The sequence below is a fragment of the Clostridium lapidicellarium genome (assembly GCF_041224415.1).
GTDB classification, from domain to species: domain Bacteria; phylum Bacillota; class Clostridia; order Clostridiales; family Clostridiaceae; genus Clostridium_B; species Clostridium_B lapidicellarium.
On record NZ_JBGFFE010000002.1, the window covers coordinates 82,831 to 97,098 of the forward strand.

At 38.8% G+C, this 14,268-nt stretch carries 11 protein-coding genes; 1 reads left to right on the forward strand and 10 read right to left on the reverse strand.

Going from position 1 to position 14,268, the window contains the following annotated elements; all coding sequences use genetic code 11:
- The 3 genes from AB8S09_RS02455 to rlmD all read right to left on the reverse strand — a co-directional run bounded on the left by AB8S09_RS02455 (position 1) and on the right by rlmD (position 2,697).
- Complete coding sequence (locus AB8S09_RS02455; RefSeq protein ID WP_369868445.1) at positions 1 to 336, reverse strand: hypothetical protein; 336 nt, start codon at positions 334 to 336, stop codon at positions 1 to 3.
- A gap of 199 nt (positions 337 to 535) precedes the next feature.
- Positions 536 to 838: a hypothetical protein gene (locus tag AB8S09_RS02460; protein WP_369868446.1), complete on the reverse strand. Its 303-nt coding sequence runs from the start codon at positions 836 to 838 to the stop codon at positions 536 to 538.
- A gap of 464 nt (positions 839 to 1,302) precedes the next feature.
- Entirely contained in the window at positions 1,303 to 2,697 is a 1,395-nt protein-coding gene (gene rlmD / locus AB8S09_RS02465) for a 23S rRNA (uracil(1939)-C(5))-methyltransferase RlmD (RefSeq protein ID WP_369868447.1), read from the reverse strand.
- A 339-nt stretch (positions 2,698 to 3,036) separates the two neighbouring features.
- Here rlmD and AB8S09_RS02470 point away from each other — a divergent pair, with 339 nt between their 5' ends.
- Positions 3,037 to 3,234 (forward strand): hypothetical protein, encoded by a 198-nt coding sequence (locus tag AB8S09_RS02470; protein ID WP_369868448.1) that lies wholly within the window; start codon positions 3,037 to 3,039, stop codon positions 3,232 to 3,234.
- 76 nt (positions 3,235 to 3,310) lie between these two features.
- Here AB8S09_RS02470 and pyk read toward each other — a convergent pair whose 3' ends face one another.
- The 7 genes from pyk to rapZ form a co-directional block, all read right to left on the reverse strand.
- Positions 3,311 to 5,068 (reverse strand): pyruvate kinase, encoded by a 1,758-nt coding sequence (gene pyk / locus AB8S09_RS02475; protein ID WP_294181068.1) that lies wholly within the window; start codon positions 5,066 to 5,068, stop codon positions 3,311 to 3,313.
- Positions 5,069 to 5,084: 16 nt separating this feature from the next.
- Entirely contained in the window at positions 5,085 to 6,041 is a 957-nt protein-coding gene (gene pfkA, locus AB8S09_RS02480) for a 6-phosphofructokinase (protein WP_294181069.1), read from the reverse strand.
- 206 nt (positions 6,042 to 6,247) lie between these two features.
- Complete coding sequence (locus tag AB8S09_RS02485) at positions 6,248 to 9,721, reverse strand: DNA polymerase III subunit alpha (RefSeq protein ID WP_294181071.1); 3,474 nt, start codon at positions 9,719 to 9,721, stop codon at positions 6,248 to 6,250.
- Positions 9,722 to 9,764: 43 nt separating this feature from the next.
- Positions 9,765 to 11,069, reverse strand: coding sequence for a DRTGG domain-containing protein (locus AB8S09_RS02490; protein WP_294181072.1), 1,305 nt, complete (start codon positions 11,067 to 11,069; stop codon positions 9,765 to 9,767).
- Positions 11,070 to 11,080: 11 nt separating this feature from the next.
- Positions 11,081 to 12,031: a DNA-binding protein WhiA gene (gene whiA, locus AB8S09_RS02495; protein WP_369868449.1), complete on the reverse strand. Its 951-nt coding sequence runs from the start codon at positions 12,029 to 12,031 to the stop codon at positions 11,081 to 11,083.
- Positions 12,032 to 12,045: 14 nt separating this feature from the next.
- The gene (gene mgfK, locus AB8S09_RS02500; protein WP_294181075.1) at positions 12,046 to 13,374 is read right to left on the reverse strand and encodes a gluconeogenesis morphogenetic factor MgfK; all 1,329 of its coding nucleotides are present in this window, start codon (positions 13,372 to 13,374) and stop codon (positions 12,046 to 12,048) included.
- Positions 13,371 to 14,258, reverse strand: coding sequence for an RNase adapter RapZ (gene rapZ / locus AB8S09_RS02505; RefSeq protein WP_294181077.1), 888 nt, complete (start codon positions 14,256 to 14,258; stop codon positions 13,371 to 13,373). The genes mgfK and rapZ overlap by 4 nt, the downstream gene beginning before the upstream one ends.
- Between the last annotated feature and the right edge of the window lie 10 nt (positions 14,259 to 14,268).

Sequence of the window (14,268 nt, forward strand, 5' to 3'; positions counted from 1 at the left end):
TTAGGTCTCTTGTTCCACGCTTTCGCTTAATATAAAAAGCAGATCTTTTTTCATTTCTTCAAATTGAGAAATAATTGTATTGAGACTCTTTTCTATGTTCTGAACCTGAACTTCTGATATTCTTCCATACTTATATGCAATTAATCGTTCGGCAATAATTTGGTAACTCCAGCTATTTGAATATTTATCTTCATTATGTATAGCAAATCCTATTGGAAGCAGGTCATTTCTCATGCCAATGCTGACTGCCATTGGTGATATTCCAAGATAATCAGCTGCAATTTTACAAGTAATTTTAGAAAATTTTCTAATTTCTTCATCCGTGTATTTTGACATATGGCTCACCTCTATTCTGTTTTCTTATACTTTTTCAGTTTTTTAAATTTTACTACTTATAAAGTAAGTATATAGACTATTTCTCTGAAATTAAATATGCAGCAGCACTTTTTTACATAAATAAAACAAAGTTAATCAATTAAAGTAAAAAATATCCGTAAAGTAATCATTTCTGCCAACTATACGGGTATTCATCTACTTATATATTCCACTGTAACTTAAACCCATCTTTAAAAACAAAGGTTATCTTTCTTTCCGAATTCACTTTTACTACTTCGATAACTGCATTCCAAATCCCATCATCAAGCTCTGTTAAAATAGTAGAACTTTTTTCTAATATCTTTATAAATTCCTCTATTCTCTCTTGTTTAGCAGTTCTCTCAATCCGTTTGTTATTAATTTCTGTAATCTTATTTTCTATAGCTTCATAACGTTTTGTTAATGGATTATAACGTTCTTCATATTCAGCTCGATCTAAAGCTGTGTATCCATTTTCCTCCACACACTTTTTAATAATTCTGCTACTACTTCAAGTTCATTTTGTAGATTAGCACTTTCCTTATCTAGTTTTGCAGTATCAATTAAAGCTTGTATTATAACTTCGTAACCTTTTAATATCTCATCTTTATTTTTAACAATACTATTAAAAGCCTATAAAAAAGCTTTTTTTAAAGTATCCTCGTAAATATGAGATGTACCACACTTCTAATCATTTTTAAACTTAGAATTGCTTTGCTATATAACCTTTTATCCTAAGCTGTAAGCCTTAATTCTTCTATTTAAATTCCTTCAAAAAGCACTCAAAGTCCTTGAAAATCAAGGACTTCTATTGTATCAAAATTATTGTTTACGTATGATATAGACGAGTGGTTTTATATTCTAGTAAAATATTTATTGTTTCCTACCCCTGTATCACCAAACATATACAGCTTTTACGATTTTATAACCACAGTTATACCAATTTCTCTAACTGTCTTTCCTTTTGAGCTTAACTATAGTCTCCACGTGGGCCGTCTGCGGGAACATGTCCACTGGCTGAACCTTTTCAGGTCTATAGCCCAGATTGCTCAATATCCCAAGATCTCTGGCCAGCGTGGCAGGATCACAGGATACATAGACTATAGTCCTCGGGGACATACTGGCAGCGGAACGGAGAAGAGCTGCATCACAGCCTTTTCTCGGAGGATCCACTACCATCACATCGGCCTTTATGCCCTCTTCTGCAAGTTTTGGTATTATTTCTTCAGATTTGCCTGATATGAATTTCACATTGTGGATGCCGTTTTCCCTGGCATTTACTCCGGCATTTTCAACTGCAGACTCCACTATCTCAATTCCATAGACCTTTTTTGCCTTCTGCGAGAGGAAAAGAGAAATGGTGCCGGTGCCGCAGTAGGCATCAAATACAATTTCATTCCCCGTAAGATGGGCATATTCCAGTACTTTTCGGTAGAGGATCTTAGTCTGCAGTGGATTTACCTGAAAGAAGGACATGGGTGATATGTTAAATCTGAATTTGCCTATATAGTCGCTTATACTGTCTTTTCCCCACAGTGTTACAGATTTATCTCCCAGTATAACGTTGGTCCTTCTGTCATTTATATTTTGAATTATACTCACTATATGGGGAATATTCTGGATCAGGGCTTCTATAAATTCAGCCTTGTGAGGAATTTCGGACACGGAAGTCACAATTACAACCATTATCTCTCCTGTAACAAAGGCTTTTCTTATCATTATATGCCTTATGATTCCCCTGCCGGTCTTTTCGTCGTAAACGGGGACATTGTATTTTTCAATCCATTTTCTTATAGATTTCACAACTCTATCCGCAGACTCATCCTGTATGAGACAGCTGTCCATATCTATTATGTCATGGCTCCTGTTTGCATAGAATCCAATCTTTAAACCAGACTCGTCCCTGCCAACTGGAAGCTGTACCTTATTCCTGTACCTGTATGGATTTTTCATCCCCAGAGTATCGTACAGTTTTAACGAATTCTCCCCGCTGGATTCGGTTACCTCAAATTTTCCTATTCTCTCGAGGCACTCTCTCACCCTGTTTTTTTTGAAATTCAGCTGTGCACTGTAGGACATATGCTGCAGCTGGCATCCACCGCATCTTTTATATACGGCACAGGGTGGATTGACTCTTTCAGGTGAGGGCTCAACCACATCGAGCAGTTTTCCAAAGGCAAAATTCTTGTTTACTTTTACTGCTTTTACAATTACCTTTTCACCCTGCAGAGCTCCGGGTATAAAAAACGTAAACCCGTCTATCCTTCCGACCCCTTCACCGCGGTATCCAATTCCACTTATTCTTAATATGTATTTCAAATTTTTCATTATTTTTTCCTTCATGTCTTCACCTGCCAAAAAAATTAATTATCTACATATAGTATACATTATTTTTAAACCGAACTCTTCCCGCATATAAAAAAATTGCACCTTTAAAGGTGCAAAAAATATAGAATCAGTTGCCTTGATTTCTATTATATAATTTTATCCACATATTTAATAATTATACAATAAATTTATAATTATTTCCAATGTTATAAATTAAAAAACAAAATAAGCCAAAAAAGGATTGACAACCTGGCAAAGTATGTTATAATAATAATTAATCAATAATAATTATTAAATAAGACAATATAACAATTACTTTAAAATATTAAAATTTATAAATTTGGAGGTATTATAATGAAGGACAAAAAGAACTTAAAATCAAAGGAAAATGCAAACGAGGGAGAACTTCACAAGGACGCAGTGGACAAAAATGCAATATATACAGGTAAAGATGACGATATCGTATTGAATTGCGACGGAGAACCATGCAATTTTTCATACCGCAAAGATCTGTCAGATGATTCAAAGGATTCAAAGGACTCTCAGAAATAATTGAATTCATCAGCTCATATTTGATCTTTGCAGGATTTTTATTTTACAGCAGCTGTCAGCTGCTCTTTTTTTTGATTTACATTATATTGGCTCTACCATTATATACAATGCCCCTTATAACGTCCATAGTTATAAATGTCCCGGTTTTAAGTACTTCAGTAGCACCTCCTGCGCTGCATATAATAGGTATTTCCCTGGATATACATTCGATGGCAAGATGAGATGTCAGTCCACCGCTTTCCGCTATAACCCCGGACACCCTGTCCAGCACACTCATATATCCCCTATCCAAATTCTTAACTACCAGTATATCGTCTCTCTCAACAATTTCATCTGATTCTTTGGGACTTCCAACAACTTTCACGTTACCGTAGCCGGGTCTTATCCCTGCACCTCTGCCCTGAACCAGGATATCACCCACTATGTGAACCTTCAGCATATTGGTGGTTCCGGAATAACTGACAGGTATGCCTGCAGCTATGACCACCAGGTCGCCTTTTTGCACATAACCGCTCTTTAAAGCTATGTTAACAGAATTTTCTATGAGCTCATCAGTAGAATTCGCCCTCTTCGCAGTTATCGGGTACACTCCCCAGTTGAGAGCAAGACTTCTCGCAACTCTATGGCTCGGAGTCACAGCTATTATATGACATTCGGGCCTGTATTTTGCAACCATCCTAGCTGTATGTCCACTCTGGGTGGCAGTTATTATGGCAGAAGCATTCAACTCGGAAGCAGTAGTACAAGTTGCCAGACTTATGGCATTGGGAACATTTTGTATATGAGCTTCTCTTTTCCTCTCAAGCAGGTTATCGTAATTTATTTTCTTCTCTGCAGTCTGGGCTATCTTTGCCATGGTCTGGGCTGCCTGTACAGGATATTTCCCATTTGCAGATTCCCCGCTCAACATTATGGCGTCCGTCCCGTCAAATATGGCATTGGCTATATCGGATGCTTCAGCCCTTGTAGGCCTTGGATTTCTTATCATGGAATCCAGCATCTGGGTAGCAGTTATGACAGGTTTTCCCACCCTGTTACATTTTTCTATTATCATTTTTTGAATCATGGGTACCTGTTCTATGGGAATCTCAACTCCCATATCCCCTCTTGCAATCATTATCCCATCAGAAAATTTAAGTATTTCATCTATATTGTCAACACCTTCACGGCTCTCTATCTTGGAAAATATCTGTACATCTTGTCCTCCATTTGCTTCAAGCACCTTCCTTATAGCAAGCACATCTGCAGCTTTTCTTATAAAAGAAGCCGCCACCATATCTATACCCATCCTGCATCCAAACTTCAGATCCTCTTCATCTTTTTTAGTAAGAGCCGGAAGTGATACGGAAACCCCCGGAACATTTACTCCCTTGTGATTGCTGATAATTCCGCTGTTTTCAACTGTACAATCTATTTTACTTCCCTCAATACCTTCAACTTTCAAATCAATTAAACCATCATCAATCAATATGTGGTTTCCCTTTTTGACATCTTTACACAGCCCATCATAGGTTATAGAACATCTATGATCATCGCCGAGGACATCTTCCCCGCAGTAGACGGCAAAATGTTCATTTTCCTTCAATTCCACCTTATCATCCTTAAAATTCCCCGTTCTTATTTCAGGGCCCTTGGTGTCCAGCATAATTGCTATGGGCCTGTCATATCTTTCCCTCAATTTCTTTACAGTATTTATCATCTCTTCATGCTCGGCATAATCCCCGTGTGAAAAATTATGCCTGGATACATTCATACCGGCTTCAATAAGCTTCGATAAAACTTTCTCCGAACTACTTGCAGGTCCGATAGTAAAAATCATTTTAGTCTTTTGCATAGTACATATCCCTCCTCTAAGCCAATGCGTTTGCTATATTGTACAACTTATTATCGAAATGTTTTGACATGTTTAAAGCCTCATCTATATCCAAATCGACAATCTTTCCACCCCGAATTCCAACAACTCTAGAGGTTTTTCCCTCTTCCAGCAGTTCCACAGCTCTGTACCCGAATTTGGAAGCCAGTATTCTATCCATGCAGCTGGGACTTCCTCCCCTTTGAATATGTCCGAGTTTTGTGGCTCTAGCCTCTATTCCAGTAACCTTTTGTATCTTTTCAGCAAGAGCTTCAGCTCCTCCAATACCTTCGGCAAGGACTATCAAATTATGCAGCTTGCCCTTGGTTTTTTCCCTGATTATGCTTCTGCACAGTTCATCCCCATCATATCCTATCTCGGGCAGAATTATGTTCTCGGCACCTCCTGCCAGACCGGAATAAAGCGCTATATCCCCACAATTTCTTCCCATAACCTCTACTACACTCACTCTTTCATGCGAAGTGGAAGTATCCCTCAATTTATTTATGGCATCCAATACCGTATTTACTGCCGTGTCAAATCCTATGGTAAAATCCGTATATGCCAGGTCATTATCTATGGTACCGGGAATTCCAATAGTGGCTATGGACATTTTGGACAATTCCTGGGCCCCTCTGAAGGAACCATCTCCTCCAATTACAACCAGTCCGTCTATACCAAATTTTTTCAGCACGCCCACTGCTTTTTTTCTTCCCTTTTCAGTCTTAAATTCTTCGCTGCGGGCAGTTTTCAATACAGTTCCTCCCCTTTGTATGATATCCGCCACAGTTTTTCTTTCCATAGGCATAACTTCACCGTTTATGAGGCCGCTGTATCCTCTTTCTATCCCCATCACAGTAAATTTCTTATCCAAAGCCGTTCTCACCACTGCCCTTATGGCAGCATTCATGCCTGGAGCATCTCCGCCGCTTGTCAACACAGCTATTGTTTTCATACTTGTTACCTCCTGTGACCGCAGGGACTTTTTATGTCCCATTGAAACTACAAATAAAATTTATAACTTCTACACGTCAATTATAACATACAACGATTGCCTTTTCACCATATTTTGGTGCTGATTTTCAGAACACGGCTGCCAAAACCCGTGAAAAAGCTCTTCCTATGTTATTTTGTTTATTCGGCAATAAAATATACCAATTTTTAAATTATCTTTAAATTTTTTTCTCCAAATTTTTTCTTTAAAATAGAAACAAGTTCTGAACTGGGTTCCACCCAGAGTTCTCTGTCAAGTCTGAACTTCTTTCTCTCCTTGGCTGTACATAAATATACAGGCATATTTCCTTTAAAATCTGAAAATATAGTTTTGATTTCATCTACGGCCTGTTTCAAATCCGACTGGTCCCCTATCAATATATAAAGCTTATTGATATCCACTCTCACAAGAGGTTTTATGTTTTCACAGAGAATCTTGGGATCTTCTTCCTCTCTTACACTTACCCTGCCTTCTACTATAATCATAGAATCATCATAAATTAAATTTTTAAATTTCTGAAAAACCTTGGGAAATATTATTATCTCCACAATGCCGTAGAGATCCTCTATCTTTGCAAAAGCCATCATATCGTTGTTCCTGGTTATTTTCTTGGATACTTCCGAAAGTATTCCTCCAACCACGACCCTGTCACCGTCTTTTACCTTGCTCTCCTCTACAAAGCCCTCTTCCAGGGTCTTTACACTCACTATATCGGATATTTTAGTATCTGTTTGAAGTTTCAAGGTCTTGGCATATTCCTCAAGAGGGTGCCCTGAAAGGTACAGCCCGGTCATTTCTTTCTCCATTGCAAGCATATCTCTTTTTTTGAATTCCCCTATTTCGGGATATTGTATTTTCACTCCTCTGTCTTCAATTTGTGAGAACAGGCTGACCTGCCCTTTTATGTTTCTTTTTCTGGAATTTATTATGCCGTCAATTACCTTCTCATGTACTGCCACAAGCTGGGACCTGTATACATGAAAGCAGTCAAAGGCACCTGCCTTTATAAGACTTTCCACCACTCTTTTATTTATTGCACCAATATCTATGCTGTTGCAGAAATCGGCCAGATCCTTGAATTTACCATGTTGATTTCTTGACCCGACTATGCTGTCTATTATGTTTTCACCCACATTTTTTACAGCAGAAAGTCCGAATCTGATACAGCCATTTTCCACCGTGAACTTGGCACAGCTTTCGTTGATACTTGGAGGAAGTATTTTTATACCCTTATTTTTTGCAAACCTTATGTAATAGGCAACCTTTTCACTGTCGCCCTTCACGCTGTTTAACATGGCTGCCGTAAATTCTACAGGATAATAGTGCATCAAATATGCAGTTTGAAATGCCACCACTGCATAAGCAGCTGCATGGGATTTATTAAAAGCATATGAGGCAAAATCAACCATGGAATCGTATATCCTGTTGGCAATATCCTCAGATATACCATTTCTTACACAGCCCGGAACCTGTATTTTCCCATTTTCATCCACTATCCCATATACAAAATTATGTCTCTCTTCTTCCATAACCTTGTGTTTCTTCTTGGACATGGCTCTCCTTACAAGATCACTCCTGCCCATGGAATAGCCAGCCAAATCCCTTACGATCTGCATGACCTGTTCCTGATACACCATGCACCCATAGGTAACAGAAAGAATGTGTTTGAGCTGGGGAGTTATGTACTCAATTTCATCCGGATTCTTTTTATTCTTGATGTACTTTGGGATTTCTGACATGGGCCCCGGCCTGTAAAGACTTATTCCTGCTATAATATCCTCCAGTGAATCCGGTTTTAACTCTTTCATGAAAGATGTCATTCCGGCGGATTCCAGCTGAAACACGCCGGTCGTCTCCCCCTCGCCTATCATACTGTATACGGATTGATCGTCATAATCTATATTGTCAAGATCAATCTCCTTCCCCTTATCCTGTTTTATCATGTCCACGGCATCCCTGAGAACAGTCAGGGTACGCAGACCCAGAAAGTCCATCTTTAAAAGCCCAAGTTCTTCCAAAGTATTCATTGTGAACTGAGTTACTACATTATCGTCATTCTTTTGAAGAGGTACGTAATTCACAAGAGGTTTCGAAGCTATCACGACTCCAGCAGCATGTGTAGAAGTGTGCCTCGGAAGTCCTTCAAGGGACTTCGCCACATCTATAAGTTCCCTGGTTCTCGGCTCGCTGTCATATGCCTCCTTGAACTCCGGATTCATTTCAAGTGCCCTGTCTATAGTTATATTCGGAACTGTGGGAACCATTTTCGCTATTCTATCCACTTCTGCATAGGAATAATTCATGGCCCTGCCCACATCCCTTATGACTGCCCTGGCTGCCATGGTTCCAAATGTTATAATCTGTGATACGTTATTCTCCCCGTATTTTCTAACTACATAATCTATGACTTCTCCACGCCTCTCATAACAAAAATCACTGTCTATATCAGGCATGGAAACTCTTTCCGGGTTCAAAAAACGTTCAAAAATAAGGTTGTATTTTATAGGATCTATTTTTGTAATCCCAAGAGTGTAGGCAACTATGGAACCAGCTCCGCTTCCCCTGCCGGGACCTGTCATGATTTTATTTTCCCTTGCAAATCTTATAAAATCCCAGACTATGAGAAAATAATCCACATATCCCATGGTTTTTATTACACCAAGTTCATATTCCAGTCTTTCCTTTAATTTTTCAGTTACATTTTCATATCCTTTTTCTAGCCCCTTATAACACAGATCCCTCAGATAAGCATAGGCATCCACTCCCTCCGGGAGAGGGAACTTGGGAAGTTTTGACTTGTGAAATTCATAGTCAAAATTACACTCTTCTGCTATCTTAACTGTATTTTCCAGAGCCTCCGGCACATTTGAAAACATCTTATACATTTCTGCCGGGGACTTCAGATAAAATTCATCCGAGGGATACCGCATCCTGTCCTTTTCATCCACAGTCCTACCGGTTTGTATACAGAGCAGGATATCATGAGCCCTGTAGTCCTCTTTTCTTATATAGTGGACATCGTTAGTAGCCACCAGGGGAATACCAAGCTCTTTTGACATTGAAATGAGCCGGTCATTTATTTTAAGCTGCTGTTCTATTCCATGATACTGTAGTTCAAGGTAAAATCCATCACTGAAAGTATCCCTGTAAAAAATTGCCGCATTTTTGGCTGCATCAAGATCATCATTTAATATATGGGACTGTATTTCACCGTTCATGCAGGCACTCAATGCTATGAGTCCCCTGCTGTGGGATTTTAAATAATCATGATCCACACGGGGTTTATAATAAAATCCCTCAATAGAGGCAGTGGAAACTATCTTCATCAGGTTTGAATATCCTTCTTTATTTTTTACAAGAAGCACAAGATGATAATTTTTGTTTCTGCCATTATTCTGTTTTACATGCATATCTCCCTGGGATACATATATTTCGCAGCCTATTATGGGTTTAATTCCCTGAGCTTTGGCCTCCTTATAAAAATCCACACATCCATACATAACTCCGTGATCCGTTATGGCCATGCTGTTCATTCCCAGCTCTTTGGCCCTTGCTATGAGTTCAGGAATCTTGGCTGAAGAATCCAGAAGGGAATACTCCGTATGCTGATGCAGGCTAACCCATTTACATTTTTTCTCCATAATCACAATCAACCCCCTAGTTTCCACTAATAATCAGGACTTTTCACCTTCTTATCATTCTTGCGGACAAAATACATTTCCCGACTATATTTTTTTTTTCATCATACATATCAACTTCCACTTTGCAGTAATTTATACCCTCATCTATCGCATTAACATATATTTCAATCTCGCTGTCAATCTGTACAGGCTTCATGAAATAGGTATTTATACTGTCCACCAAAATATTTGCATTATTTTTCTGCCTCAAAATCATAATTGCAACAGTGGAAAGGAGCATGTTCAGCGAGCTCCAGGAAGCAGTACCAATGGGATCCAGCATTTCAGGAGTTATCTTTCCCTTAAAATGCGCCACATTGTCCTCAATATTGAATTCGAATTTTTTCAACATGGAATCCTCAAGGGTTTCTCCCGACTGGGGCTGTCTTGCCATATACTGAAGTGCTTTTATTACATCCCTCCTGGTTATGACACCTGCCAACTTCTTGCCTTTTACCACCGGGAAAAGCTCTATACCCTCCCATCCCATTATATGGGCTGCATAGGCAACTGTGGTCTTAGGAGTCACCGTGATGGGATCCTTGTGCATTATCCTGCTGACTGGTTCATCATCAACATAGTGGTTCGACAAATCCTTCAGGGATACAATTCCAACCACTCTCTTCTCACTGTCCACTATGGGATATCTCTCGTGTTTGACTTCACGCATTATTTTTTTCCATTTTTCAATTGTGTCTGTGGATTTAAGGTAGCACGGACTGTCCTCCATTATATCCTCTACTAAAACTATGTCTTTTTTTATGAGATTTTCAGAAATAGCCCTGTTTATCATGCTGGCTACAGTAAAAGTATCATAGCTGCTGGATATTATGGGAAGACATTTTTCATTGGCCAGTTCCTTTATTCTATCGCTGCATCCAAAACCTCCGGTTATAAGAACTCCCGCGTCATTTAAAAGTGCAAGTTTTTGTGCATCTTCTCTATTTCCAACTATAACAAGGCAGTCTTTTCTTATATACCGCTTCATAGCTTCTGTAGTCATTGCCCCTATTATAAAACTGTGAAGCATCTTATGTATACCATTCTTACCTCCCAGCAAACTACCGTCCACTACATTTATAACTTCACCATAGGTCAGGACATCTATATTTTTCTTCCCAACTTTTTCTATTCTAACAGTTCCAACCCGCGGGATGGTAGTAACTATTCCCAGAGTATCAGAATCTTTTATAGCTCTATATGCTGTTCCATCACTAACGCCTAATTCACTCGCTATACTTCTAACTGAAATCTTGGTGCCAACTTCCAGTGAAAGTATATATTTTATTACATCTTCATGCTTAGACATATACTCTGTTCCTACCTTTCTTTTCTAAGCTCCTCTGCTATTTTTTCAATTCTCCTTAACCTATGGTTCACACCAGATTTACCTACCTTGGGTTTCAGCATTTCACCCAATTCCTTTAAAGATTCATCCGGATAATTCAACCTAAGTTCGGCAATCTCTCTCAAATTCTCAGGGAGCCTGTTTAGACCTATCCTTCTCTGTATAAGCTTTATGCTTTCCGTTTGTCTTACCGATGCATTCACAGTTTTGCTTAAATTTGCAGTTTCACAGTTTACCAGCCTGTTTACATTATTTCTCATGTCCTTCATTATCCTTATGTTTTCCAGCTTCAGAAGTGCAGAATATGCTCCCATTATACTTAAAAGATTTACTATCTGTTCCCCTTCCTTGATGTACACTATAAAGCTGTTCTTCCTCTGTATTATTTTAGAATTCAATCCGTACTCATTTATAAGGCTGCTCAAATCGCCTGCATATACATCATTATGGGTTACAAACTCCAGATGATATGTCTTCTCAGGATTGCTGATACTTCCCCCTCCCAAAAATGCACCTCTTATATATGCCCTTTTTAGCAGATCAGTCCTCACCATATCCCTCGGTATGCTGTAATCCAGGGAAAAGATATCTCCTTCCTCTTTTAAAATTCCCACTTCTTTGAGAAGTCCCCTTACTTTTCCATCTTCCGATATAATTATCTCATATATATGATTTTTTTTTAGAGAATTACTTCTCTTCGCCAGTATCTTCGTATGTATATCAAATTTATCCTTCAACAGCTTGAAGAGAAACCTGGCAGTGGGAGCATTTTCCGTAATTATCTTAAAGCCAAACTTTTTTATCCCACCCAAAAGTAAAGTACCGCTTACCTTCATTATTGCAGACAACTCAGCCACAGCTTCTTCTCTGCTCATATTCGCATATCTGCAGATCTCATTTTTTACCCTCAACGAAAATGACATATTCAATCTCCCGCTTATCTCTTTATTTCCTTTAACCTCTCCGATAAATAGAAATATTCTATTATTTTCTTTCTGTCATACAGAAGTTTTTTATCCATGATAGTCTCTATCAATATAGAAGCCAATTTTTCGGAATTATGCCTTATAAGTCCATTCTTAGCACTTATAAAATCACCTTCTATAACCTTTACTCCCAGGGAAGATATGGCCTCCTCGTTTATCTTGACCAGATGTGATTCCTCTTCCTTGTATTTTCCTTCCAATTCTCTGTTTATCTTCCCTACATTTACAATCACATAATCAATTATACCACTGCCCACATGATCAAAAATCGTTCTTATATGATCTTCTACGGCAAACCCATCCGTTTCACCAGGCTGGGTCATTATATTAGACACATAAAGCTTCAGGGCATTTGTATTTCGCATCGCACCTGCTATATCCTTTACCAGAAGATTGGGAATTACACTGGTATAAAGGCTTCCCGGCCCCAATATCACGGCATCTGCATCCAATATGGCATCCACTGCCTCCTTTAAGGCCCTTGCATTCTCAGGTTCTATGAAAATCCTGTCTATACTGCTGTTCTGCCTGATAGCCTCCTGGGGGATATTGGATTCCCCTTCCACTACAGAACCATTCTTCAGTCTTGCCTTTAAAACCAAATTGTCCAATGTAACAGGCATAACCTTTCCAGTAACTGCAAGGACAGAACTCATTTTATGGACAGCCTCCTCGAAATTTGAAGATATTCCGTCCATGGCAGCCAGAAACAGATTCCCAAAGCTTTGATTTTTAAGTCTTCCATCTTTAAACCTGTACTGGAGAAGATCTTCCATTAAAGGTTCGGTATCCGCCAGGGCAAGTATGCAATTTCGTATGTCACCAGGCGGAAGCATTCCCAAATCCTCCCGCAAATCGCCGGAACCGCCGCCGTCATCTGCAACAGTCACTATGGCAGTTATATTCGAAGTATAATATTTGAGACCCCGAAGCATGGTGGAGAGTCCTGTACCCCCGCCGATAGCCACAATTTTGGGTCCCTTTACCAGGAGGCGTTTTTCATATATGAGGCTCTCCAATTTTTTTGAATCCAGAGATACGTTCAAGTACCCCTTGTTTATCAAAGCTATTATGGAACGCATTCCCTGAGTTATGGAAATATATACCACAAATATCCCGGATGCAATTAAAAATACATAAAAAGAAATATAATAAAAGCTGTAAAACCTCCTATTTACAAACTCTATCACTCCAAATATTATAAACAGCACTCCCATGGCTCCAAGCATAACCCACCTTTTAACCTTTATGCCGGGTCTAAGCCAATCTACAATTCTCATAGTTTTTTACCACCTTTATTCTTTACGTCCTCTTCAATATCCCTGTGGTCTATGTTCACTTTATGTCCATTAGCTTTCAATCTGTCGTAAATGGCATTGGCAATAGTTACAGATCTATGTCTGCCTCCAGTACATCCTATCGATATAATGAGCTGCCTCTTGCCCTCTTTCAAATAATTTGGAATTAAAAACTCCAGCATGTCTTCCAGCTTATCTATAAATATAGCAGTTTCCTTAAAATCCATTATATAATCCACTACAGGTTTGTCTTTTCCAGAATATTTTTTAAGAGATGGGATATAAAATGGGTTCGGCAAAAACCTCACATCAAACACTAAATCTGAATCCACCGGTATACCATATTTAAATCCAAAGGAAAGCACGGTTATCATCAATTGGGTTTCTATTTGTCCTTCTTCCGAATATATTTCTGTTATTTTTTCCCTTAATTCTCTGGTTGCAAGATTTGAAGTATCTATTATATTATCTGCCCTTTCCTTTATGTCTCTAAGCCTGTTTCTCTCCATAAGTATTCCCTTTAAAATCCTTCCATTAGGGGACAGAGGATGTTTCCTCCTGGATTCTTTAAATCTCTTAACAAGCACCTCGTCTGAAGCATCTAAAAACAATATTTCATATTTATATCCTTCTTTTTTTATATAATTCAAGCTCTCAAATATATCGTCAAAAAATTGCCCTCCTCTTATATCTATTACCAGAGCTATTTTATCTATTTTACCGTCAGTCTGATAACAGGCCTCTGCAAATTTAGGTATAAGGGTAGGAGGAAGATTGTCTACGCAAAAAAATCCTAAATCTTCCAAGCTTCTTATAGCCTGAGTTTTCCCGGCCCCGGATAATCCTGTCACTATAACAAATCTCATGGCCACATTC

Coding starts and splice junctions, on each gene's coding strand:
- AB8S09_RS02455 (WP_369868445.1), bottom strand. CDS start 336: ATGTCAAAATACACGGATGAAGAAATTAGAAAATTTTCTAAAATTACT.
- rlmD (WP_369868447.1), bottom strand. CDS start 2,697: ATGAAGGAAAAAATAATGAAAAATTTGAAATACATATTAAGAATAAGT.
- AB8S09_RS02470 (WP_369868448.1), top strand. CDS start 3,037: ATGAAGGACAAAAAGAACTTAAAATCAAAGGAAAATGCAAACGAGGGA.
- pyk (WP_294181068.1), bottom strand. CDS start 5,068: ATGCAAAAGACTAAAATGATTTTTACTATCGGACCTGCAAGTAGTTCG.
- pfkA (WP_294181069.1), bottom strand. CDS start 6,041: ATGAAAACAATAGCTGTGTTGACAAGCGGCGGAGATGCTCCAGGCATG.
- AB8S09_RS02485 (WP_294181071.1), bottom strand. CDS start 9,721: ATGGAGAAAAAATGTAAATGGGTTAGCCTGCATCAGCATACGGAGTAT.
- AB8S09_RS02490 (WP_294181072.1), bottom strand. CDS start 11,069: ATGTCTAAGCATGAAGATGTAATAAAATATATACTTTCACTGGAAGTT.
- whiA (WP_369868449.1), bottom strand. CDS start 12,031: ATGTCATTTTCGTTGAGGGTAAAAAATGAGATCTGCAGATATGCGAAT.
- mgfK (WP_294181075.1), bottom strand. CDS start 13,374: ATGAGAATTGTAGATTGGCTTAGACCCGGCATAAAGGTTAAAAGGTGG.
- rapZ (WP_294181077.1), bottom strand. CDS start 14,258: ATGAGATTTGTTATAGTGACAGGATTATCCGGGGCCGGGAAAACTCAG.